Genomic DNA, 23,202 nt, shown 5'->3' on the forward strand with positions numbered 1-23,202 from the left:
CGATCATCGTTCGCGACTGCGGGGCTCGCAGGCCCGGCTCACTCCTCGCGCTCACCGGGAAACCGCCTCGTAGACGAAGTTGAGCAGGGCCTCGTCGCCGTCGCGGCGGCCGTAGGCCGCGGCGGCATTGCCCATCGCGTGCAGCCGCTGCGGGTCCCGGATCAGCGGGATGACGGTACGTTCCAGCCAGTCCGGGGTCAGTTCGCCGTCGTCGACCAGCAGGCCACCGCCGGCCTCGACCACCGGCAGGGCGTTGCGCTTCTGCTCCTGGTTGCTGTGCGGGTACGGCACATAGATGGTCGGCAGGCCGATGGCCGCCACCTCCGCGCAGGTCATCGCACCCCCCCGGCCCAGCATCAGGTCGGCGGCGGCGTACCCGGCATCCATGTCGGACAGGTACGGCAGGGTCACGTACGGCACCGGCAGGTCGGTGGGGATCGACACCGGCTCGTTGCGGGCCCCCATCACGTGCAGCACCTGGATGCCGTTGCGGGCCAACTCCTTGGCCGCCCCGGCCACCGCCAGGTTGATCGACCGGGCCCCCTGGGAACCACCCGCCACGAAGAGCACCGGCAGGTCCGGACGGAGCCCGAAGTGGGCCCGGGCCGCGCCACGCATGGCCACCCGGTCCAACCCGGCGATGTTGCGCCGCAGGGGTACCCCGACCACCCGGGCCTCCCGCAGCGCCTCGGCCTGGGCGGGTTGGTGGGGGAAACCCACCGCCACGTTCTTGGTGAACTTCATGCCCAGCCGGTTGGCCACCCCCGGCGGCACGTTGACCTCGTGGATGACGATCGGCAGCTCCCGCCGCCAGGCGGCCAGGTACGCCGGCACGGAGACGTACCCGCCGAAGCCGACGACCACCTCGGCGCCCACCTCGTCGATGACCTTGCCTGCGGCGCGGGCCGCGGTCCACATCCGGCCCGGGGTACGGACCAGGTTCAGGTTGATCGACCGGGGGAGCTGGTACGCCGGGATGTTGCGCAGGTCGTAGCCGGCGGGCGGGATCAGCTGGTTCTCCAGGCCCTTCGGTGTGCCGAGACAGGTGATCCGGACGCCGGGGTCGTGACGGCGCAGGCAGTCGGCGAAGGCGAGCAGCGGGTAGATGTGTCCCCCGGTGCCACCGCCTGCGAGTACCACCGAACGCAGCGGACCCATCAACGTCTCCTCTCGTTCGCCGACCCGCCGCGGCCCCGGCTGTCCCGGGCACCACGCGATGCGGCCTGGTCGTCCTCACGCCGATTACGGGCCCGGGGTACGGACCTGCGGGCAGCCGGCGGCGACGCCGCACGGCGACGCCGGCCGGGAATCGGCGGCAACGGAGCCCACACTAGTCGGACCCATCGGGCGGGCGGACGGGCATGCAGGGCCCGGGCCGCATCGGGTTCCGCCCGGGCGAAGGAGGCCAACATGCCGACCGCCGCGAGGGTGACGACCAGGGCGCTGCCGCCGACCGAGATGAACGGCAGGGGTACCCCGGTCAGCGGCAGCAGACCGATCACCCCGCCGATGTTGATGAAGGCCTGCCCGATCAGCCAGGCGGTGGCGCCGGCCGCCGCCAGCCGCCGGAAGGGATCGTCGACCCGGCGGGCGATGCGCAGGCCGGTGTAGGCCAACACGGCGAACAGGGTGACCACCACCGCGCAGCCGACCACCCCTAGTTCCTCGGCGATCACCGCGAAGATGAAGTCGTTCTCCGCCGCCGGCAGCCAGTCCCACTTGCTGCGCCCCTGACCCAGCCCGGTGCCGAACCAGCCCCCGTTGGCGATGGCGTACCGGGCCTGCACCATCTGGTAGCAGAGTTCCTCCCGGCACTGCTCCAGCGGCGGCGGGCTGACGAACATGGTCAGTCGCTGCAGCCGGTAGTTCTCCTCACCCACGACCCCGGAACCGGCGCCGAGGGAGGCCACCGCCACCAGCAGGCCGATGCCGGCCAGGCCGATCGCGCTGAGGGTGGCGAAGACCCGCAGCCGCACCCCGGCCGCCCAGAGCAGGCCGACGACCAGCGCCACCAGGCAGAGCATGCTGCCCAGGTCGTTGTAGCCGACCAGCACGAACATCAGGCCCACCACCGGGAACAGCGGGGTGGCCAGCTCCCGCCACCAGCCCAGCGCGGCACCCTTGCGGGCCAGCACGTACGCCCCCCACAACACCAGCGCGAACTTCGCCAGCTCGGAGGGCTGCAACCCGAGACCACCGACGTACAGCCCGAGCAGCTCGGCCTCCAGCGGCCCGATCCTCGCCGGGGAGCCGGTCAACCGCCCGTACGCCACCAGCGCGTTCAGCAGCAACAGCAGTCCCACCGCGACGGCCAGCACCGGCCGCCCCAGGGCCCGGAAGGTCCGGGCCGGCAGACGCTGGCAGACCCAGAAGGCCACGATGCCGATGACCGCGAAGAGCGCCTGCTTGACCAGGGAGGCGGAGGCGTTGCCCCCGGCGGCGTAGTCGCGCACGCTGGTGGCCGAGAAGACCATGGTGAGGCCGATCAGCAGCAGCAGCCCCGAGCTGGCCAGCAGCAGATGGTACGAGGCCAGGGGCCGGGACAGCAGGCCACGCAGGGCGGCCAGGGCGGCGAATCCGCCCATCGGGTCCAGGCCACGCCACGGACCACCCTCCGCTACCGGAGCGGACGAACCCGCCCCACCGGCCCGGGCGGCGCTACCCGTGGCGGACCCGGCACCCCGCCCCGCAGCACCCTCCCCGCCAGCGGTCCCACCACCCGCCGTGACCGCCGTACCACTCTTGGCCGCAGCACCCTCTCCGCCCGCGGCACGACCACGCCGCCGACCCACCGACTCCCCGCCACTGTCTTCCCAGGCCTCCCCCACAGCGCCATCATCGCCGCTGCCACCACCCCACGCCCCCGGTATCCCCCACTCGGCGTGTCGCACCCCCGGCCCCCCGCCTTGGTTGATCAAGAGGTTTGCGTCTGAATCCGGCCTTCCGGTGACGCAAACCTGTTGATCAACGCCGCTGAACGGGGGTCAGCCCATGTTGGCCAGGAAGTCGCTGTAGAAGAGGCCCAGGGCGATGGCCACCCCGATGCCGGCGATGATCCAGAAGCGGACCACGATGTTGACCTCGCTCCAGCCGGCCAGTTCGAAGTGGTGCTGGAGGGGGGACATCCGGAAGACCCGCTTGCCGGTGGTCTTGAAGGAGATGATCTGGATGACCACCGACATGGTGATGATCACGAACAGGCCGCCGATGATCGGCAGGAGCAGGATCGTCCGGGTGGACATCGCCATGCCGGCGATCAGGCCGCCCAGGCCCAGGGCCCCGGTGTCCCCCATGAAGATGCGGGCCGGTGAGGTGTTCCACCACAGGAAGCCCACACAGGCCCCGGCCGCCGCCCCGGCGATCAAGGCGATCTCCAACGGGTCCCGCACGGCGTAGCAGTAGTTGTTCGGGTTGGCGGTGTACGCCGGGTCGGCGCACCAGTGCCGGTACTGCCAGAAGGCGATCACCGCGTACGCCCCGAGCACCATCACCGAGGCCCCGGTGGCCAGGCCGTCCAGGCCGTCGGTGAGGTTCACCCCGTTGGTCGCCGCCATCACCACGAAGATGAAGATGATCACCGCGCCGATCTTGGTGACCTCCAGGGCCGGGATGTCCCGGATGAAGCTCAACGTCGTACTGCCGACGGTCTCGGTGTTGGTCTGGGTGCCGTCGGCGTCCGTCATGGTGGAGGGGAACCAGAGGGCGACCACCCCGAACACCGCGCCGACCAGGATCTGCCCGAGCAGCTTGCCCTTGGCGCTCAGGCCACCGCTGTGCCGCTTGCGCACCTTGAGGAAGTCGTCGATGAAGCCGACCGCGCCGCAGAAGACCATCAACCCGAGCAGCACCAGCGCGGTGATGGTCGGCTCCACCTGGGCGATCTGCGCGTCCGGCAGGGTGGTCAGGGCCAGGTGACCGGCCACGTACGCGATCACGGTGGCGAGGATGAACACCACCCCGCCCATGGTCGGGGTGCCCTTCTTGCCCTGGTGCATCTGCGGGCCCTCGGCCCGGATGGGCTGACCCGCCTTGAGCCGGGTGAACACCTTGATCGCGATCGGGGTGCAGAACAGCGAGACCAGGAAGGCCACCCCGATGGCGACGATGACGGCCCTCACGCGGCGCCACCCCCGGTGGCCGGATCAGCCTCGGCACGCAGCGCGTCGGCCACCTCCCAGGTCCGGTACCGGGACCCCTTCACCAGGACCACGTCCCCCGGCCGTAGCTCGCTGCGCAGCACCTCAACGGCCGCCGCCTGATCGGTGAGCAGCACCGATTCTCCTCCCCAGTCACCTACCGATGTCGCCCCGCGGTGGATCGGCGCCGCCGTGTCGCCGACCACGAGCAGCCGGTCGACACCCAACTCGGCCGCCAGCCGGCCCACCTCGGTGTGCCCCTGCTCCTCGTACTCGCCCAGTTCGGCCATGTAGCCGAGGACCGCGAGGGTTCGCCGACCCGCGCCCACGCCGGCCAGCGCCCGCAGCGCCACCGCCATCGAGGCCGGGTTGGCGTTGTACGAGTCGTCGATCACAGTCACCCCGTCGGGGCGTTCGAAGACGTCCATCCGGCGGGTGGAGACCAGGCCCAGCGCGCCCAGGCCGACCGCGATCTCGGCCAACGGCATACCCAACTCCCGGGCCACCGCCGCGGCGGCGAGGGTGTTCCACACCTGGTGCCGCCCGGTCAGACCGAGCCGCACGGACGCGCTCCCCTCCGGGGTCACCAGGGTGTACGCGGCCCGCCCCCGCTCGTCCAGGGTCACCTCCGCCGCCCGCACCTCGGCGTGCGCCGCCTCGCCGTAGCGGACCACCCGGGCGGCCGTACGCTCGGCCATCGCGTCGACCAGCGGATCGTCGGCGTTGAGCACCGCCAGCCCCTCGGCCGGCAGGGCCTCGACCAGTTCCCCCTTGGCCAGGGCGATGTTCTCCTGCGAGCCGAACTCGCCGATGTGCGAGACCCCGACGTTGAGCACCACGGAGATACGCGGCGGCGCCACCTCGCACAGATACCGCACATGCCCGATGCCCCGGGCCCCCTTCTCCAGCACCAGGTAGCGCGTCGAGGGCCCGGCCTGCAACGCGGTGTACGGGTGACCCAGCTCGTTGTTGAACGACCCGGGCGGCGCCACGGTCTCCCCCAGCCGCGCGGTCAACTGGGCGATCAGGTCCTTGGTGGTGGTCTTGCCGGAGGAACCGGTCAACCCGATCACGGTCAGCTCGGGCAGCCGGTCCACCACGGCACGCGCCAGCCGGGCCATCGCGGCCAGCGGATCGGCGACGATGATCATGGGTACGCCGGACACCTCACGGCTGCCCAGCACGGCCACCGCCCCGGCCTGCACCGCCGAGTCGGCGAAGTCGTGCCCGTCCACCTTCTCCCCGTCGAAGGCGACGAAGAGGCCGCCGGGGGTGACCTTGCGGGAGTCGAACTCCACACTGCCGGTGACCTGCACGGCCGGGTCGGCGGCGACCAGCCGCCCGTCGACGGCCGAGGCGATCTCGGCCAGGCTCAAGGCGATCATCGCTGGCCTCCCAGGCTGCCGAACCGGACCCGCAGCGCGTCGGCCAGTTCGGTCACGTCATCGAACGGATACACCTCACCGGCGATCTCCTGACCACGTTCGTGGCCCTTGCCGAGCACCGCGACCACATCGCCGGGCTCGGCCAGCCGAACCGCCTCGTCGATCGCCGCCCGCCGTCCGGCCACCTCGAGGATCCGGGCCGGCGTCCCGGCCCCGGTAGCCCCGGCGAGCACCTCGGCGCGGATCGCCGCGGGGTCCTCGGTGCGGGGATTGTCGTCGGTCACCAGCACCACGTCGGCCCCCTCGGCGGCGGCGGCACCCATCGTCGGCCGTTTGCCCCGATCCCGGTCACCGCCCGCGCCGATCACGCAGATCAGTCGGCCGCTGCTCATCTCCCGCAGGGCGGCCAGGACGGCCACCACCGCATCGGTCTTGTGGGCGTAGTCGACGACCCCGCGTACCCCGCCGGCCACCCCGACCGACTCCAACCGCCCGGGTACCCCGCCGCAGGCGGCCACCCCGGCCGCCGCTACGGCCGGCTGCACCCCGGCGGCCACCAGTACGGCGACGGCCAGCAGGGCGTTCGCCACGTTGTGCCGCCCGGGCAGCGCCACCCCGGCGTCGAGCACCAGATCGTCCGGGCCGTGCACGGTGAACCGCTGGGCGTACCCCTCGCCGTCGATGTGCTCCGCCCACCAGGTGGCCGACCGGTCACCGGCCGCGGAGAAGCTGACCGTGGCGGGCCGGAACAGGCCCTTCAGCGCCGGATCGTCATGGTTGAGCACCTCGACCCGGCAGCGGCCGTCGAACAGCCGCGCCTTGGCCGCGAAGTAGTCGTCGGCGTCGGCGTGGAAGTCGAGGTGGTCGGAGCCGAAGTTGGTCCAGCCCCCCACGTCGAAGCGCACCCCGCCGACCCGTCCCATCACCAGGGCGTGGCTGGACACCTCCATGACCACCGCGGTGACCCCGCGTTCGAGGGCGGCGGCGAGCATCGCGTGCAGGTCGGTGGCCTCCGGGGTGGTCCGCACGCTGTCCAGCACCAGGTCGCCGAGGCGGGTCTCCACGGTGCCGATCAGGCCGGTGGTGTGGCCGGCGGCCCGCAGCCCCGACTCGACCAGGTAGGCCGTGGAGGTCTTGCCGGCGGTGCCGGTCACCCCGATCACGGTCAACTTCTCGGTCGGGTTGCCGTAGACGGCCGAGGCCAGGGTGCCGAGCACCGCGCGGGGGTCGGGCACCACCAGGACGGGCAGCCCGTGCTCGGCGGCCAGTTCGGCACCGGCCGGGTCGGTGAGCACCGCCAGGGCACCGGCCGCCGCCGCCTCGGCGACGAACTCCGCGCCGTGGCGCCGGGCACCGGGCAGGGCCGCGTACAGATCGCCGGGATGAACCTCACGGCTGGCGTGGGTCACCCCGGTCACCACCGGATCGACGGTGATAGGGGGCGCCACGGCGAGCCGGGCGGCTAGGTCACCGAGCCGGATTCCGGTCACGGTACGGGGACGAGGATTGCCGCGCACGGCGTCAGACCCTACCCGGTCGCCCGCTCGTGGCCGCACGGCGCGCCTGAATCTCCGCCACAGGGAGTCGAACCGCAGGTCGGGCGGCGACTGGCCAGCCGGGCAGCCCGGATCGCCCCGCCGGCAGGCCGTGCCGGCGGGGCGATGCGGACCGGACCGTCCTACGGAAAGACGGTGAACTTCGGCGCGGGCTCACTGGAGGGGGGCACCTTGAAGTGCCGCAGAGTGAAGGTCATCATGTCCCGGAAGGCGGGCGCCGCCACCTTCCCGCCACCACCGCTCGGGCTGTGTACGAAGACCGCGATCACGTACCGGGGGTTCTCCGCCGGTGCCATCCCGATGAACGAGGCGACATCCCCGGGCTGCTTCTTGCCGTCGACCAGCCGCCACCCGGTGCCGGTCTTACCGGCCACCCGGTAGCCGGGGACCGCCGCGGCCAGCCCGGTGGCGTTCTCCACCGTGGTGACCGCCTCCAGCAGGGTACGCAGGGCCTTGGCGTTCTCCGGGCTGAGCACCGGGCGGGTCGCCGGCGGCTCGGCCGGGGTCCGGTTACCCTGCGGGTCGATGGTCTCCTTGACCAGGTGCGGCTGGATGTAGGTGCCGTCGTTGGCGATGGCGGCGTACGCAGCGGCCATCTGCAGGGGGGTGGCATCCACGCTGTGCCCGATCGGCACGGACCCCTGCGAGGAGTCGCTCCACTCCGACAAGGGCAGCAGCCGGCCACCGGCCTCACCGGGCATGCCTACCCCGGTCGGCTTCCCCAGACCGAACCGGCGCTGGTAGTCGATCAGCCGTTCCGGGCCCAGCTTGTCGGCGATCTGGATGGTGCCGACATTCGAGGAGTACGCCATCATCCCGGCCACACTCATCCGCCGTCCGTTGGCGAAGTGGGTGTCCGGGAACCAGGTGTCGCCCTTGCGGATCGCGTTGGACACCGGGAACGAGGTGTCCGGGGTGATCACCCCCTCCTGAAGGGCCGCCCCGAAGGTGATCGCCTTGTGCACCGAGCCCGGGTCGACCACGAAGCTGGTGGCCGCGTCCTCCCGGTCGGTCGGTTCGCTGGCCTGCGGTCGCGCCGCGTTGTAGGTCGGCTGGCTGGCCTGGGCCAGCACCTCCCCGGTACGGACGTCCAGCACCACCGCGGCGGCGGTGCTGGCCTGGGCCGCCTTGGCCTGCTCGCTGAGGATGCGCTGCGTCATGAACTGGAGGTCCCGGTCGATGGTCAGCACCATCGAGCTGCCCGGCTTGGCCGGGGTGGTGCGGCTGTAGCCGGTGGGGATGGGCGCGCCGAGGCCGATCTCGAAGGTCCGCTCGCCGTCCTCGCCGTGCAGCAGGTCGTCGTAGCGTGCCTCCAGCCCCTCCAACCCGGTCATGTCGAGGCTGGTGAAGCCGATCAGGTTGGCGGCCAGGTCACCGCCGGGCACCTCGCGTCGCTCGTCGCGCTGGGTGTAGATGCCGGGCAGTTCGAGCTTCATGATCTCGCGGGCCCGGTCGATGTCCACCCCCCGGGCCAGGTACTCGAACCGGGAGTCGACCCCGTTGATCCGCTTGCGGGGCTGCATCTTCTCGGCCAGTTCGGAGGCGGGGATGCCGAGCAGCGGGGAGAGGGTCCGGGCGGTCGCCGGGATGTCCTGCACCCGGGTGGGATCGGCGTAGACGTAGCGGGCCTCGACGCTGTGTGCCAGGGCCGCGCCGTCCCGGTCGTAGATCGCCCCCCGTGGCGCGGGTAGCTGCACGGTCCGCAGCCGGTCGGCCACCCCTCCGTCGGCGTATGCCGGGGTGTCCACGGTCTGGAGCACGACCAGCCGGATGCCGATGGCGACGAACATGGCCATCACCAGCGCGGTACCCAACCGCAGGCGACGGGCCGGATCGGCGAGCTTGGGCGGGCGGGGCGGCTTGCGGGCGGGACGGCGGGGGGCCCCGCGCTCCTGGCGCCGGGGGTCGGTCACCCGTCGCCGGGGCGGCTCGGCCTCCTCGCCACGCGGGGTGCGGGGCGTGACGGTGCGCACCACCGAGGTGCGACCGGCGCCACCGTCCCTGCGGGCTGCGGCGCCCGACCGGCCCCCACCCCGGGTCGCCGCCGCCCGACCCCCGTCGAGCACCTGGAGGGCCGGCCGGAAGGGATCCTGGGACCGGTTGCTGCGGGGGGTACGCCGCTGCTCGGTCCGCCCGGCTGCCGGGGTGGCGCCGCCTTCGCGGATGGTACGACCCCGAGGGGTGTACGCCCGGGCGTCGGAGATGCCGCCGATGCCCGGTTCGCCGCCGCGTTCCCCGGCGGCGCGCTCTCCGTTGGCGCGGGGTGGCACCTGCCGATCGGAGGCACCACGTGACGAACCGCGCCGGGAGCCTGTGGCGTCCCGGCGCGGTTCCTCCGACCTCGGTGGCACGGTCTACCCCTCCGTGCCCTGGGTGCTCGTGATCGACGCCTGCCCACCGGCCGGCTGCGGCACCCCGATCAGCTTGCCGTCGGGCAGCCGGATCAGGGCCGGCTCCCCCGACTCGACCAGCCCCAGCTTGCGGGCCTGGGCGGCCAGGTTGCCCGGCGCCTCCGCGTCGGCGATCTGCTTGGTCAGCTGCTGCTGCTCCACGTCGAGCTTGGCCTGCTGCTCCTGAAGCTCCAGCAGCCGGAAGGCGTTCTCGTTGATCTTCGTGTTGACCGCCAGGATGCCCAGCACCCCACCGACGACCAGCATCACGACCAGCGCCGCGAACGGCGCCCGCGGCACCCGTACCGGCGGCGGCGGGGCGACCCGCAGCTGCGGCGTCACCGCCCGCTGCGGCTCGGTGACCCCGGCCCGCTCGACCGGCCGCAAGGCGGCGTTGCCCTCGGTGCGGAACTCGCGCGCCCCCCGGGCGCGAGTCTGCTCCAGCGGGCTCATCCGCTCCGTACGCCGGGTGGTGTCCCCGGTCCCCCGAACCCGCTCTGCCGCGATCCGGCCCCCCGACCGCGGTACGCGCTGCCCGGCGCCGGCGATGTTCCGGCGCTTGTCCACGCTCATGTTCCCTCCCCCTCTTCGTCCGTCGTCTCCCCCGGGCCCGGCTGCGGACCCGTTGCGGATCCGGTGGCCGATCCCGTCCCCGGTTGGTGCATCGCCTTGACCCGGCGGCGGTACCGTTCGCGGTCGGTACTCCCCTGCTGCCGGGCCTGCGGGTCGATCCGTTCCGCCGCCCGCAGCCGCACCGAAGCGGCCCTCGGGTTGGCGGCGACCTCCGCCTCCCCGGGCAGCTCCGCGCCCCGGCTGAGCAGCCGGAACGTCGGCTCCGACCCGGGCAGTTCGACCGGGAGGTCGACCGGGCCGGTGCTACGGACCCGATCGGCGAGCGCCTGTTTGGTGAGCCGGTCCTCCAACGAGTGGTAGGACATGACCACCAGACGACCACCGACCGAAAGCCTGTCCAGGGCCGCCGGCAGCGCCGTCTCCAGCGCCGCCAGTTCCCTGTTTACCTCGATCCTTAAAGCCTGAAACGTTCTCTTAGCCGGGTGTCCACCGGTTCGTCGGGCTGGTGCGGGTATGGACTCCCGAACCAGCTCGGCCAGTCGGGCCGAGGAGGTGATCCGGTTGCGCTCCCGCTCCCGGATGATCGCCGAGGCGATCCGTCCGGCGAACTTCTCCTCGCCGTACACCCGCAGCACCCGGGCCAGGTCCGGATGGGCGTACGTGTTGACCACCTCTTCGGCGGTCACCCCCCGGGTCTGGTCCATCCGCATGTCCAGCGGCGCATCCTGCGCGTACGCGAACCCGCGGTCGGGCGCGTCGAGTTGCAGCGAGGAGACCCCCAGGTCGAACAGCACCCCGTCGACACGCGGATAACCCAGCCGGTCCAGCACCTCGGGCAGCTCGTCGTAGACGGCGTGCTCCAGGTGGATCCGATCGGCGAAGCGGGCCAGCCGCACCCGAGCGTGGGCCAGTGCCTCGGTGTCCCGGTCCAGGCCCACCAGGATGGTCTCCGGATGGGCCAGCAACACCGCCTCGGCGTGGCCGGCCAGCCCCAGGGTCGCGTCGACGTGCACGGTGCGACCGCCTCGGCCCAGTGCGGGGGCCAGCAGCTCGAGACACCGCTCAAGCAGCACCGGCACATGCGTGCCGCGTAGCTCCCCCATGTCGACCCCCACTGGCTTGACCTTGTTGTCTTCTGCGTTCTGCTCGTCGGACGACGCCGTGCCGTCGTACCGCCAGATCCCCATCCGCTCCCCGCCCGGCCGTCGGGCCACAGCCCTCCGTGTCGGATCGTGCCCCTGGCACCGGGGAAGGGATGCCAGGAACTCGAAAGCGGCTGGAGATCTCGCAGTACGTCGGGCGTCGTCACGCCCTACAGACCGCCGGGCAGCACCCCTTCCTCGATGTCGGCGAAGTCGTCTTCGCTCTCGGCGAGGTAGGTCTCCCAGGCGACCTTGTCCCAGATCTCCACCCGGGTGCTCGCGCCGATGACCACCAGGTCCCGGTCGAGCCCCGCGTAGCTGCGCAGGTGTGCCGGGATGGTCACCCGGCCCTGCTTGTCGGGCACTTCGTCGTGTGCACTGGCGAAGAAGACACGGCTGTAGGCCCGGGCCGCCTTGTGTGTCATCGGCTGTGCACGCAACTGCTCCGCGATGCGCTGGAACTCCGGCGTCGGGAAGACGTAGAGGCAGCGTTCCTGCCCTTTGGTGATCACGACACCCCCCGCCAGCTCATCCCGGAACTTCGCCGGAAGGATCAACCGGCCCTTGTCGTCCAGACGAGGAGTGTGGGTGCCGAGAAACATCGGCCCAACCCCCTCGCCCTTTAGCGGCGTTCGCGCGCCGCTGACCCCCCGGGCCGGTGGGCCCTCCCGGCCTCACCAATGCGCCCCACTCTACTCCACTTCCCTCCACCCGCAACCAGATTGGACCGCGTGGCGCGCCATTCTGGACGACAAAACCGCACGTCAGTCGGGGTGGAGGGGAGTGGAGGGCGCAGCGGGGTGCGCGACCGGGTCCGCTATCCGACATAGATCCACTCCGGTCGGCCGAACGGCACCGGCCGCATCGCCGACAAACCCCACCCGAACGGATCGGCAATCTGACCCATGCCATGGTCCGGTAACCTCGCTCGCGTGACGGACGCGAAAATGCCCCTACGGGCGAAGGTGGCCAGTTCGGTGTCACGAACCGCCGCGGCGCTGTCCCGGGCGGCGGGCCGCGGCGACGGCTCGGTGATCGGCGGTTGGATCGGATTGAAGATCGATCCGGACCTGCTGGCCCACCTCTCCGCCGGACGGGCCATCGCGCTGATCTCCGGCACCAACGGCAAGACAACTACCACCCGACTGGCCGCCGCGGCCGTCGGGGTGCTGGGCCGGGTGGCCACCAACTCCTTCGGCGCCAACATGCCCACCGGCCACACCTCCGCCCTGGCCAAGGCCGGCAGCACCCCGTACGCCGTGCTGGAGGTCGACGAGCACTACCTGGCCCAGGTGATCGAGGCGACCGACCCGCACGTGGTGGCGCTGCTCAACCTCTCCCGCGACCAGCTGGACCGTGCCAAGGAGGTCGCCATGATGGCGCAGCTCTGGCGCGCGGCACTGGTCCGGCACCCGGACATCCGCATCGTCGCCAACGCCGACGACCCGATGGTGGTCTGGGCGGCCACCCCACCGGCCACCCACGACCAGCGGATCAACCCGCCGCACGTCACCTGGTTCTCCGCCGGGCAGCGCTGGCACGACGACTCCTGGGTCTGCCCCGAGTGCGGGTCCACGATCCAGCGCTCCGGGGAGCAGTGGTGGTGCACCGGATGCCCGCTGCGCCGGCCCCAGCCGCAGTGGACGGTCGACGAGGAAGGCGTCCTGGACCCGACCGGAGCCTGGTACAAGGTCAAGCTCCAGCTTCCCGGCAAGGTCAACGTCGGCAACGCGGCCACCGCCCTGGCCGTCGCCGCCGAGTTCGGCGTCCGCCCCTTCGACGCGGTTCCCCGCCTGGCCGACGTCACCTCGGTAGCCGGGCGGTACGCCCAGGTCGTCCGGGACGGGCGTACGGTCCGGCTGCTGCTGGCCAAGAACCCGGCCAGCTGGCTGGAGGCCTTCGACATGGCCGAGCTGGCGCCGACCCTGCTGTCCATCAACGCGCGGGACCCCGACGGGTTGGACACCTCCTGGCTGTTCGATGTCGACTTCGCCCCGCTGCGGGGCCGCCAGGTGCTGATCACCGGCGACCGGGCGTACGACCTGGCCGTCCGGCTCGACGTCAACGACGTGCCCTTCCAGCACGTACGCACCTTCGACGACGCCGTCCGGGCGGTGCCACCCGGGCGGTTGGAGGTCATCGCGAACTACACCGCGTTCCAGGACATCCGAGCGGAGTTGGACCGTGTCAACTGAGACCCTGCGCATCGTCTGGATCTATCCCGACCTGCTGTCGACCTACGGCGACCGGGGCAACGTGCTGATCCTGGCCCGGCGGGCGCGCCAGCGCGGGTTCCCGGTCGAGGTGCTGGAGGTCCGCTCCGACCAGCCGTTGCCGAACACCGCCGACATCTACCTCATCGGTGGTGGCGAGGACGGTCCGCAGGCCCTCGGGGCCCAGCGGCTGCTCGCCGACGGTGGGCTGCACCGGGCCGTGGCCCAGGGCTCGGTGGTGTTCGGGGTCTGCGCCGGCTACCAACTGCTCGGCACCTCCTTCTTCGCCAAGGGCACCCAGTACCGCGGTCTGGAGCTGCTCGACCTCAGCTCGGACCGGGGCGCCAGCCGGGCGGTCGGCGAGCTGGCCGGGGAGATCGACGCCCGGCTGGGCCTGCCGCCGCTGACCGGCTTCGAGAACCACGGCGGGCGTACCCAACTGGGCCCCGGGGTCTCCCCGCTGGCCCGGGTCACCGCCGGGGTCGGCAACGACGGCGCCACCGAGGGGGCCTGGCGGGGCAAGCTGCTCGGCACGTACTCCCACGGGCCGGCGCTGGCCCGCAACCCGGCCCTGGCCGACCTGCTGCTGCGCTGGGCCACCGGCGCCCAGCAGTTGCCGCCGCTGGACGACACCTGGGCCGACCGGTTGCGCGCCGAGCGTCGGGCTGCGGTGGCGGCTGCCGCCCGGCCATGATCCCGGACGGGCGGCGGCCCGGACGAGGTGTGCTGCCGGCCGTCGTGGCGTCGTCGAAGCTGCGGTTCGGGACGCTGGTGTTCCTGCTGGTCGGGTTCGGGGTGATCCTGCTGCTGACCCCGCTGCCCGACCCGGCCACCCTGCCCCACCTGGCCGACCGGCTGGGTGGGTTCGCCCCGGTCGCGGCCGTCCTCGGCGGGGCACTGCTGCTGGTGGCGCTGGTGCCGCGTACCTTCATCACCCTCGCCGCCGGCGCGATCTTCGGGATGCTGCCCGGTGCCCTGTATGCCCTGGGGGCCGCCCTGGTCGCGGCGGCGGCCGGCTTCGCGGTCGGCCGGCTGCTCGGGCGGGACTTCGTCGCCGAACGGGTACGCGGCCGGCTGGCCCGGCTGGATCGCTGGTTCACCCGGCAGAGCGTGTTCGGGGTGATCACCGTACGGCTGCTGCCCATCTCCGGGTTCGGCCTGGTCAGCTACGGCTACGGCACCACCGGCGCCCGGCTGCTGCCCTTCCTCACCGGCAGCGTGCTCGCCTCCGTGCCCACCGCCTTCGGATACGCGGCCCTCGGCGCCGCCGTCACCAGCCCGGGCGGGATCAACTGGTACGCCGCCGCCCCGGCCGCCCTGGGCTTCATCGCCAGCGCGATCCTGGTCGCCCGGTGGTGGCGCGCCGAACGCCGCCCTCGATCCGACGTCCGCTGACCGCCGCGCACAGCTCGGCAACTTCAGGGATAGTGCTGCCTCCGGAGGCGCTGAGGCAGCACTATCCCTGAAACTGTCGCCCGCACCCGGGTCGACGGCGGGTCAGCCCGGCGGGGTGATCAGGCCGGTTTCGTAGGCGGCGATGACCAGGTGTACCCGGTCCCGAGCGCCGAGCTTGCTGAACAGCCGAGCCACGTGCGCCTTCGCGGTCGCCACACTGATCACGAGTTGCTCGGCGATCTCGGCGTTGGACAGGCCCCGACCGACCAGGGCGAGCACCTCGCGCTCCCGGTCGGTGATCCCGGCCAACGACCGCGAGCGGGACGCCGCTGCCGGCTGGCGGACGAACTCGGCGATGAGCCGGCGGGTCACCCCGGGGGCGATCAACGCGTCCCCGGCGGCCACCACCCGGATCGCGGCGAGGATGTCCTCCAGCGCCATGTCCTTGACCAGAAAACCGCTCGCCCCGGCGCGTAACGCGCCGTGCACGTGCTCGTCGTCGTCGAAGGTGGTGAGCACCAGCACCCGGGTGGGACCACCAGCAGCGATGATCTGGCGGGTCGCCTGGATGCCGTCCGTGCCCGGCATCCGCAGGTCCATCAACACCACGTCGGGCACCACCTCGCGGGTCAGGCGCACCGCCTCGGCGCCGGTACCGGCCTCCCCGACCACCTCCATGTCCGGCACGTCGGCGATCAGCACCCGCAACCCGGCCCGGACCAGCGGCTGGTCGTCGACGAGCAGCACCCGAACACTCACCGCCGCACCGCCGCACCCGGCAACTCGCCGTCGGTCGTGTGATCACCGCTGGTCGGGGCTGTGTCGATCGGTCGGGCAGGGTCCGGCGGCTCGCCGCCGTCGGTCGGTACGGAGAGCGGCAGCTGGGTGGTCACCCGGAAGCCGCCCTCGGGTCGGGGGCCGGCGTGAAACTGGCCGCCGAGGGCCTGGACCCGCTCCCGCATCCCGATCAACCCATGCCCCTCGACGCCGATCGGGCCACCCCGGCCGTCATCGACGACCTCCACCGCGATCAGGTCGGGAACACACCGCACGGTGACCCGGCAGAAGTCGACGCCCGCGTGGCGTACCACGTTTGTCAGCCCTTCCTGAACGATGCGGAACGCGGCGAGGTCGACCTCCGGCGGCACCGGGCACTCGCCGTACCGACGCAACTCGACCCGGACCCCGGCGTCGGCCGCCGCCGCGACCAGCCGGTCCAGGTCCGCCAGGCCGGGGGTCGGAGCCAACGCCGCCGCCTCCCCCGCGCCGCGACGGAGCGTGCCGAGGGTACGCCGCAGCCCGGCCAGAGTCTCCCGGCTGGCCGCCTCGATGGTGGCCAGCGCGGCCCGGGCCTGCTCCGGCTGGGTGTCGATCACCCGGGCGCCCACGCCCGCCTGGATGGCGATCACCCCGATGCTGTGCGCCACCACGTCGTGCAGTTCGCGGGCGATGCGCAGCCGTTCGGCGGTGACCGCCTCGGCGGCGGCGTGCGCCCGCAGCGCGGTCGCGTGCTCGCGCCGCGACCGCACCGAGTTGCCGAGTGTCCACGCCGTCGCGACGGCCAGCCCGGAGAGCAGGGCCTGATCCACCGGTTCCACGCCGCTGTTGACGAAGGCCACCAGGATCTGCGTCCCGAGCACCACGACGGCGGCGAGCCCGGACACCCGGCGGGACCGGTTCGCGGCGATCACGCCGAGCGCCGCGTCCACGGCGAGGAACTGCACGGTGAAGAGCCGGCCGAGATATCCCTGGTCCCCGCCGTGCACCGTGACGCTGGTAAGGGTCGCCCCGACCAGCATCAGCCCCAGTCCGGTGAGCGGCCGACGGCGCAACAACGCCGCCGGCAGGGCCACGATCAGCAGCGGCACCAGGTACCGCTCGGGCAGCCACCAGCCCAGCACGCCGATCCCGTTGCCGGTCGTCGCCGCCGGCGGCGCCATCACCCAGAGCAGCGGCAGGATGGCCACCCCGGCCCAGACCAGCACCGCCCGCACCGCCGACAGGGCGGTACGCGACCGGATCCGGGCGGTGGCCTCCACGCGCACACGGTATCCAGCCAGGCACGGTGTGGGCATCGGCCCACGGGCGTACGCCCGTGGGACAGTGCCCGGCGCGGCGGTGTGGCCCGCGAGCCGATGCCGCGCGACCCGGTCTTCGGGAGGGTAGGCATCATGATCGAGCTTGATGGCCTGACCAGGCGGTACGGGCGCACCACCGCCGTCGACGACCTGACCCTGACCGTACGGCCGGGTCAGGTGACCGGCTTCCTGGGCCCCAACGGCGCCGGCAAGTCCACCACCCTGCGCATGGTCCTCGGGCTGACCGAGCCGAGCAGCGGCACCGCCACGGTGGGCGGCTTCCGGTTCCGGGACCTTCCCCGCGGGTTGCGGCACGTCGGTGCGCTGCTGGACGCGGGCGACGTGCACCCTGGGCGCAGTGCCCGGGCTCACCTGGCGGCGCTGGCCCGCAGCAACGGCATCGAGGGCGGGCGGGTCGACGAGGTGCTGGGCCGGGTCGGCCTCGACAGCGTGGCCGACCGCCGGATCGGCCGATTCTCCCTCGGCATGCGGCAACGCCTCGGCATCGCCGCCGCCCTGCTCGGGGACCCGCCGGTGCTGCTGTTCGACGAGCCGTTCAACGGGCTGGACCCGGAGGGGGTGCGCTGGGTACGGAAGCTTTTCCGGCGGCTCGCCGCCGAGGAACGTACCGTCTTCGTCTCCAGCCACCTGATGAGCGAGATGGAGCACTGTGTCGACCGGCTCGTGGTGATCGGCCGGGGCCGGTTGATCGCCGAGGAGTCCCTGGCCGAGTTCGCCGCCCGCGCCGGTCGGTCGGAGGTGGCCGTGCGTACCCCCGATCCGGCGTCGCTGGTGACGGCGCTGACCGCCGAGGGTGCGGCCGTACGGTCCGATCCGGACGGGACGCTGGCGGTGACCGGGGTGACCGCCGAGCGGATCGGCGAGCTGGCTCTGGGCCTGCGGATCCCGCTGCACGAACTGACCACCCGCACCGCCTCGCTGGAGGAGGCCTTCATGGCGCTCACCGCCGCCGACGTCGAGTACGCCGCAGGGGAGGGCCGATGACCACCGGGGCCCCGACCCGCACCGCGCCGGCACGGACCCGGCAGCCGGCCCGCTTCCGTGACCTGCTCGCCGCCGAATGGATCAAGCTTTGGTCGTTGCGCTCGACCTGGGGGGCCTTCGCCCTGATCCTGCTCGCCATGGTCGGCCTGGCCGTGCACGCCGCGCTGGCCACCCAGGCGGGCTGGCCGGACTGGCCGGCCGAGCGGCGGGCGGTCCGCTCCCCGCTCTGGGACGCCTTCCCCACCGAGGCACAGATGTTCGTCGTCCTGGCGGCCAGTGGCGTCGGCGCGGTCTCGATCGGCGGCGAGTACGCCACCGGGCTGATGCGTACCACCTTCGCGGCCGTCCCCCGGCGCGGCGCCGTGGCCGCCGCGAAGCTGACCGTGTTGCCCGGGGTGCTGACCCTGCTCGGGCTGCTCGGCGCGGCGGCGGCGTTCGCGGTGTCGCAGGCGATCCTCGCCGACGTCGGCGCGAACATGTCGATCGGCGACCACGGCGCGCTGCGCGGTCTCGCCGCGTCCGCGCTGCTGGTGCCGCTCTGCGCACTGGTCGGCATGGCCCTGGCGGCGCTGACCCGGCACACCGCGCCCGCGATCGTCACCGCCGCCACAGTGCTGCTCCTGCTGCCCACCGCCGTCAGTGCCGACGAACGCTGGAGCGCGCTGCTCCGGCAGGCCATGCCGATGCCGGCCTGGCAACGGCTGATGGAACCGACCGGTCCCCCGCCGTGGATCAACGACCCCTACCCGGCCACCGTCGCCTGGTCCTGGACCACGTACGCCGTCTGGGCAGCGGTGGCCGCCATGGTCACCGTGCTCGCGCTGCACCGCCGCGAGCCGTAACGCGGCGCGCTGCCGCCTGATGTTAAGAAGGGGCCCTTCCTCTACACGAGGCGTTAGGAAGGGCCCCTTCCTTTCACAGCACCACGGAGACCATCCGGCCGGCGATCACGATGACCTTGCGGGGGTCCTTGCCGGCCAGCACGGCGGACACCGCCTCCAGTGCCTGCTCCCGCACAGCTTCCTCGGTCGCGTCGGCGGGGACCTCGATGCGGCCCCGGACCTTGCCGTTGACCTGCACCGGGTAGGTCACCGACTCGGCTACCAGCAGGGCCGGGTCGGCTACCGGGAAGTCCGCGTAGGTCAGGGAGGTGTCGTGGCCCAGTCGCCGCCACAACTCCTCGGCGATGTGCGGGGCGACCGGGGCCAGCATCAGCACCAGCGGCTCGGCCACCTCACGGGGGGTGGCCGGCAGCCGGGTCACCGCGTTGGTCAGCTCGATCAGCTTGGCGATCGCGGTGTTGAACCGGATCGACTCCATGTCGCCCCGGACCCCGTCGATCACCTTGTGCAGCAGCCGTCGGGTCGCCTCGTCGGCCGGGGTGTCGACCACCCGGGAGGCCCCGGTCTGCTCGTCGACGATGGCCCGCCAGACCCGTTGCAGGAACCGGTACGAGCCGATGACCGCCCGGGTCTCCCAGGGGCGGGACACCTCCAGCGGCCCCATCGACATCTCGTACACCCGGAAGGTGTCGGCGCCGTAGGCGGCGCACATCTCGTCCGGGGTGACGATGTTCTTCAGGGACTTGCCCATCTTGCCGTACTCGCGGTTGACCTGGACGTCACCCAGGTAGAAGCCGCCGTCGCGTTCGACGACCTCCTCGGCGGGCACGTAGGCACCCCGGGCGTCGGTGTACGCGTACGCCTGGATGTAGCCCTGGTTGAACAGCTTGCGGAACGGCTCGAAGCTGGACACGTGGCCCAGGTCGTACAGCACCTTGTGCCAGAACCGGGCGTACAGCAGGTGCAGCACGGCGTGCTCGGCCCCGCCGACGTACAGGTCCACCCCACCGCAGTCGCCCTCGCTGCGCGGGCCCATCCAGTACCGCTCGTTGTCGGCGTCGACGAACCGCCCGTCGTTGGTGGGATCCAGGTAGCGCAGTTCGTACCAGCAGGAGCCGGCCCACTGCGGCATCACGTTGGTCTCCCGGGTGTACCGCTTGGGGCCGTCACCCAGGTCCAGCTCCACCTCCACCCAGTCCCGGCGGCGCGACAGGGGGGTCTCCGGGTCGCTGGCGGCGTCCTCCGGGTCGAAGGTACGCGGGGAGAAGTCGTCCACCTCGGGCAGCTCTACCGGCAGCATCTCCTCCGGCAGGGCGATGGCGGTGCCGGCCTCGTCGTACACGATCGGGAAGGGCTCACCCCAGTAGCGCTGCCGGCTGAACAGCCAGTCCCGCAGCCGGTAGGTGGTAGCGCCCTGACCGTTGCCGGTCTCCTCCAGCCAGGCGATGATCCGGGCCTTGGCGTCGGCCACCCCCAGCCCGTCCAGGTCCAGGCCGCGGTCGGGCGCGGCGCTGTTGATGGCCGGCCCCTCCCCGGTGTACGCCTTGCCCTCGAAGCCCTCCGGCGGGGCGACCGTACGCACGATCGGCAGTTCGAAGACCTCGGCGAAGTCCCAGTCCCGCTCGTCCTGGGCGGGCACCGCCATGATCGCGCCGGTGCCGTAGCCGGCCAGCACATAGTCCGCGATGAAGATCGGGATCTGCTTGCCGGTGACCGGGTTGGTGGCGTACGCCCCGGTGAAGACCCCGGTCTTCTCCTTCGTGTCGGCCTGCCGCTCGACATCGGTCTTGGCCGCCGCCGCCTTGCGGTACGCCTCGACCGCGCCCCGGGGGTTGGTGTGCCCCCCGGTCCAGGCCTCCCGGGTCCCCTCCGGCCAGGCGGCCGGCACCAAGGCGTCGACCAGCTCGTGCTCCGGGGCCAGCACCATGTAGGTGGCCCCGAAGACGGTGTCCGGCCGGGTGGTGAAAACAGTGATGCGGGCTTCGCCCGCAGAATCGGAATCACGGGTCGCGGCCGGGAAGGAGATGTGGGCGCCGGTGGAGCGGCCGATCCAGTTGCGCTGCATCAGCTTGATCGGCTCGGGCCAGTCCAGCTTGTCCAGGTCGTCCAGCAGCCGGTCACCGTAGGCGGTGATCCGCATCATCCACTGCTTCAGGTTGCGCTTGTAGACCGGGAAGTTGCCCCGCTCGGAGCGCCCGTCGGCGGTGACCTCCTCGTTGGCCAGCACGGTGCCCAGGCCGGGGCACCAGTTCACCGGCGCCTGCGAGATGTACGCCAGGCGGTGGTCGTCGATGATCGACCGCTGCTCGGCGGCGGACAGCTCACCCCACCCACGCCCGTCCGGGGTACGCCGGGTGCCGCCGGCGAACTCGGCGGTCAGCTCGCTGATCGGGCGGGCCCGATTGGCGTCCCGGTCGTACCAGGAGTTGAAGATCTGCAGGAAGATCCACTGGGTCCAGCGGTAGAAGTCGGTGTCGATGGTGGCCACCGACCGCCGCTGGTCGTGGGCCAGGCCCAGCCGACGCAACTGCTCCCGATACCGCTCGATGTTGGCCTCGGTGGTGGTCCGGGGGTGGGTGCCGGTCTGCACCGCGTACTGCTCGGCGGGCAGGCCGAAGGCGTCGAAGCCCATCGCGTGCAGCACGTTGCGCCCGGCCATCCGCTGGTAGCGGGCGAAGCAGTCGGTGCCGATGTAGCCCAGCGGGTGCCCGACGTGCAGGCCGGCGCCCGAGGGATAGGGGAACATGTCCAGCACGTACAGCTTCTCCGCGCCGGAACGCGGGTGGGCCGGGTCGGCCAGCGGGCCGGAGGGGTTCGGCGCGTGGAAGGTGCCCTCGCGTTCCCAGACGTCCTGCCAGCGGCGTTCGATGTCGTCGGCCAGGGTGGCGGTGTACCGGAACGGTGGCGTGTCGCTCGTCGGGGTGGCTGCCTCGCTCATGCCGCCCCACCTTGATGAATCGCTCGCTGCCGCTCGCTCATGGCCTTCTCCTCGCATCGCTCGGCGGAGTCTCTCGGAGTGCTGGCTGGTCTCGGGTCTGTCTCGCCGGCCCACCCCCGAGGGCCGGCGGCGGGCACGAAAAAGCCCCTCACGCAGGAGGGGCCGCCGTGCTGTCGCGCGTTCAGCGCATCAGCACGGCTGGGTAAGCAGGAAGACTCCGGCCATGTCCGGCAGTGTACCGCCAACCGGTACGAGCGCGCCGTGCGCCACCCACCCGGCCCCCCATCACCCGAGAAGAACCAGCGATATGCGCTGCGTGAGTGACAAACGTTGCGTAAGCCCTCAAACACCTGCGCAGGTCGGCGTCGGCGACAAACATGGTTAGCCTGAGAGGCCAGTGAGATTGTTGCGGCAGACGAGGCTTGCACGTCGCGAACCAACGGCGGGGCCAGGTGCTCTATTCAGAGCTGCCGTGATGGCGACGAGGAGGAGGCCCGTGACACAGCAGACCTGGGACGAGGTTGGCGGCCTGTTGCCGTTCGACGAGTTCCGCGCCGCCAGCGACGCCATCGTGGCCAACATCGAACAGGTCATCGAGGGCAAGACCGCCACCGTGCGACTCGCCCTGGCCGTCCTGCTCGCCGAGGGTCACCTGCTCATCGAGGACGTACCGGGAGTCGGCAAGACCAAGCTGGCCAAGGCGCTGGCCCGGTCCATCGACTGTTCGGTACGCCGCATCCAGTTCACCCCCGACCTGCTGCCCAGCGACGTCACCGGGGTCAGCGTCTACAACCAGGAGACCCACGACTTCGAGTTCCGCCCGGGTGCCGTCTTCGCCAACCTGGTCGTCGGCGACGAGATCAACCGGGCCTCCCCGAAGACCCAGTCCGCCCTGCTGGAGTGCATGGAGGAACGGCAGGTCACGGTCGACGGGGTGACCTACCAGCTGCAGACCCCCTTCATGGTGATCGCCACCCAGAACCCGATCGAGATGGAGGGGACGTACCCCCTGCCGGAGGCGCAGCGGGACCGCTTCACCGCCCGGATCGCGATGGGTTACCCGGATCCGGCCGCCGAGCTGGCCATGCTCGACGCGCACGGTGCGGTGGATCCGCTGCCGGCCCTGCGGCCGGTCTCCGACGCCGAGACGGTGCGCCGGCTGATCGGGCACGTCCGGCACGTGCATGTCGCCGACGCGATCAAGCAGTACGCCGTCGACCTGGTCACCGCCACCCGCGAGTCACCCGACCTGCGGCTCGGCGCCTCCCCCCGGTGCACCCTGCAACTGCTGCGCACCGCCCGGGCCGTGGCCGCCCTGGACGGGCGGGACTACGTGCTTCCGGACGACCTTCAGGCGCTGGCCGTGCCCGTACTGGCGCACCGGCTCATCCCCACCGCGGACGCCCAGCTGGCCCGGCGCACCACCGACGCGATCATCGCCGAGTTGGTGCACCGGCTGCCCCTGCCGCACGACCGCAAGCGCTCGCCGTACGACAACCGGCCGCCGACCGGCAACGGCCGGGCCCCCTTCGAGCCGCGGAGGCCGTGA

17 protein-coding genes and 1 pseudogene are annotated in these 23,202 nt (G+C 72.2%); 6 read left to right on the forward strand and 12 right to left on the reverse strand.

The window, feature by feature from the left end; genetic code table 11:
• Nucleotides 1–51 precede the first annotated feature (51 nt).
• The 9 genes from murG to mraZ form a co-directional block, all read right to left on the reverse strand.
• The gene (murG, locus tag ABZ795_RS08645; RefSeq protein ID WP_327024849.1) at nt 52–1,158 is read right to left on the reverse strand and encodes an undecaprenyldiphospho-muramoylpentapeptide beta-N-acetylglucosaminyltransferase; all 1,107 of its coding nucleotides are present in this window, start codon (nt 1,156–1,158) and stop codon (nt 52–54) included.
• Nucleotides 1,158–2,585, reverse strand: a complete 1,428-nt coding sequence (locus tag ABZ795_RS08650) for an FtsW/RodA/SpoVE family cell cycle protein (RefSeq protein ID WP_327024848.1) — start codon at nt 2,583–2,585, stop codon at nt 1,158–1,160. Before ABZ795_RS08650 ends, murG begins: the two co-directional genes overlap by 1 nt.
• A 399-nt stretch (nt 2,586–2,984) precedes the next feature.
• Complete coding sequence (gene mraY, locus ABZ795_RS08655) at nt 2,985–4,118, reverse strand: phospho-N-acetylmuramoyl-pentapeptide-transferase (protein WP_357529835.1); 1,134 nt, start codon at nt 4,116–4,118, stop codon at nt 2,985–2,987.
• Nucleotides 4,115–5,521: a UDP-N-acetylmuramoyl-tripeptide--D-alanyl-D-alanine ligase gene (gene murF, locus ABZ795_RS08660; protein WP_357529836.1), complete on the reverse strand. Its 1,407-nt coding sequence runs from the start codon at nt 5,519–5,521 to the stop codon at nt 4,115–4,117. Before murF ends, mraY begins: the two co-directional genes overlap by 4 nt.
• Nucleotides 5,518–7,038 (reverse strand): UDP-N-acetylmuramoyl-L-alanyl-D-glutamate--2,6-diaminopimelate ligase, encoded by a 1,521-nt coding sequence (locus ABZ795_RS08665; RefSeq protein ID WP_357529837.1) that lies wholly within the window; start codon nt 7,036–7,038, stop codon nt 5,518–5,520. Before ABZ795_RS08665 ends, murF begins: the two co-directional genes overlap by 4 nt.
• Before the next feature lie 161 nt (nt 7,039–7,199).
• On the reverse strand, nt 7,200–9,428 hold the full coding sequence (locus ABZ795_RS08670; RefSeq protein ID WP_357529838.1) for a penicillin-binding transpeptidase domain-containing protein: 2,229 nt from the start codon (nt 9,426–9,428) through the stop codon (nt 7,200–7,202).
• A 3-nt stretch (nt 9,429–9,431) separates the two neighbouring features.
• Nucleotides 9,432–10,040, reverse strand: a complete 609-nt coding sequence (locus tag ABZ795_RS08675) for a hypothetical protein (RefSeq protein ID WP_357529839.1) — start codon at nt 10,038–10,040, stop codon at nt 9,432–9,434.
• Nucleotides 10,037–11,143: a 16S rRNA (cytosine(1402)-N(4))-methyltransferase RsmH gene (rsmH, locus tag ABZ795_RS08680; protein ID WP_357529873.1), complete on the reverse strand. Its 1,107-nt coding sequence runs from the start codon at nt 11,141–11,143 to the stop codon at nt 10,037–10,039. The genes ABZ795_RS08675 and rsmH overlap by 4 nt, the downstream gene beginning before the upstream one ends.
• A gap of 209 nt (nt 11,144–11,352) precedes the next feature.
• The gene (gene mraZ / locus ABZ795_RS08685; RefSeq protein ID WP_111246328.1) at nt 11,353–11,784 is read right to left on the reverse strand and encodes a division/cell wall cluster transcriptional repressor MraZ; all 432 of its coding nucleotides are present in this window, start codon (nt 11,782–11,784) and stop codon (nt 11,353–11,355) included.
• A 345-nt stretch (nt 11,785–12,129) separates the two neighbouring features.
• Here mraZ and ABZ795_RS08690 point away from each other — a divergent pair, with 345 nt between their 5' ends.
• The 3 genes from ABZ795_RS08690 to ABZ795_RS08700 are packed head-to-tail and all read left to right on the forward strand — an operon-like array spanning nt 12,130 to nt 14,790.
• Nucleotides 12,130–13,377 carry a MurT ligase domain-containing protein gene (locus ABZ795_RS08690; protein WP_327027031.1) on the forward strand — a complete coding sequence of 416 codons (1,248 nt, stop codon included), beginning with the start codon at nt 12,130–12,132 and terminating at the stop codon, nt 13,375–13,377.
• Nucleotides 13,367–14,089, forward strand: a complete 723-nt coding sequence (locus tag ABZ795_RS08695; protein ID WP_327024841.1) for a glutamine amidotransferase — start codon at nt 13,367–13,369, stop codon at nt 14,087–14,089. Before ABZ795_RS08690 ends, ABZ795_RS08695 begins: the two co-directional genes overlap by 11 nt.
• 44 nt (nt 14,090–14,133) lie before the next feature.
• Nucleotides 14,134–14,790 (forward strand): VTT domain-containing protein, encoded by a 657-nt coding sequence (locus ABZ795_RS08700; protein WP_357529840.1) that lies wholly within the window; start codon nt 14,134–14,136, stop codon nt 14,788–14,790.
• Between the two features lie 102 nt (nt 14,791–14,892).
• Here the strand turns inward: ABZ795_RS08700 and ABZ795_RS08705 are convergent, their stop codons facing one another.
• Together ABZ795_RS08705 and ABZ795_RS08710 are read right to left on the reverse strand one after the other, a co-directional pair.
• Nucleotides 14,893–15,549, reverse strand: coding sequence for a response regulator transcription factor (locus tag ABZ795_RS08705; protein WP_327024839.1), 657 nt, complete (start codon nt 15,547–15,549; stop codon nt 14,893–14,895).
• On the reverse strand, nt 15,546–16,829 hold the full coding sequence (locus ABZ795_RS08710) for a sensor histidine kinase (protein ID WP_357529841.1): 1,284 nt from the start codon (nt 16,827–16,829) through the stop codon (nt 15,546–15,548). The genes ABZ795_RS08705 and ABZ795_RS08710 overlap by 4 nt, the downstream gene beginning before the upstream one ends.
• A 132-nt stretch (nt 16,830–16,961) precedes the next feature.
• On the opposite strand from ABZ795_RS08710, the gene ABZ795_RS08715 reads away from it, so the two are divergent.
• Complete coding sequence (locus ABZ795_RS08715) at nt 16,962–17,873, forward strand: ATP-binding cassette domain-containing protein (RefSeq protein WP_357529842.1); 912 nt, start codon at nt 16,962–16,964, stop codon at nt 17,871–17,873.
• Complete coding sequence (locus ABZ795_RS08720; RefSeq protein ID WP_357529843.1) at nt 17,870–18,715, forward strand: hypothetical protein; 846 nt, start codon at nt 17,870–17,872, stop codon at nt 18,713–18,715. Before ABZ795_RS08715 ends, ABZ795_RS08720 begins: the two co-directional genes overlap by 4 nt.
• 73 nt (nt 18,716–18,788) lie before the next feature.
• On the opposite strand, the pseudogene leuS reads toward ABZ795_RS08720, so the two are convergent.
• Nucleotides 18,789–21,694 (reverse strand): annotated as a pseudogene (gene leuS, locus ABZ795_RS08725) (leucine--tRNA ligase).
• Nucleotides 21,695–22,149: 455 nt separating this feature from the next.
• Between leuS and ABZ795_RS08730 the strand changes: the two are divergent.
• A complete protein-coding gene (locus tag ABZ795_RS08730) occupies nt 22,150–23,202 on the forward strand; it encodes a MoxR family ATPase (protein ID WP_357529844.1) in 1,053 nt (350 codons plus the stop codon).

The sequence above is a fragment of the Micromonospora sp. NPDC047134 genome, from assembly GCF_040643455.1.
Classification (GTDB): Bacteria; Actinomycetota; Actinomycetes; order Mycobacteriales; family Micromonosporaceae; genus Micromonospora.

Excerpts from the sequence above, each read along its gene's own strand:
- murG (WP_327024849.1), bottom strand. The coding sequence starts at position 1,158 with ATGGGTCCGCTGCGTTCGGTGGTACTCGCAGGCGGTGGCACCGGGGGA.
- ABZ795_RS08650 (WP_327024848.1), bottom strand. The coding sequence starts at position 2,585 with ATGGGCGGATTCGCCGCCCTGGCCGCCCTGCGTGGCCTGCTGTCCCGG.
- murF (WP_357529836.1), bottom strand. The coding sequence starts at position 5,521 with ATGATCGCCTTGAGCCTGGCCGAGATCGCCTCGGCCGTCGACGGGCGG.
- ABZ795_RS08675 (WP_357529839.1), bottom strand. The coding sequence starts at position 10,040 with ATGAGCGTGGACAAGCGCCGGAACATCGCCGGCGCCGGGCAGCGCGTA.
- rsmH (WP_357529873.1), bottom strand. The coding sequence starts at position 11,143 with ATGGGGGAGCTACGCGGCACGCATGTGCCGGTGCTGCTTGAGCGGTGT.
- mraZ (WP_111246328.1), bottom strand. The coding sequence starts at position 11,784 with ATGTTTCTCGGCACCCACACTCCTCGTCTGGACGACAAGGGCCGGTTG.
- ABZ795_RS08690 (WP_327027031.1), top strand. The coding sequence starts at position 12,130 with ATGCCCCTACGGGCGAAGGTGGCCAGTTCGGTGTCACGAACCGCCGCG.
- ABZ795_RS08715 (WP_357529842.1), top strand. The coding sequence starts at position 16,962 with ATGATCGAGCTTGATGGCCTGACCAGGCGGTACGGGCGCACCACCGCC.
- ABZ795_RS08720 (WP_357529843.1), top strand. The coding sequence starts at position 17,870 with ATGACCACCGGGGCCCCGACCCGCACCGCGCCGGCACGGACCCGGCAG.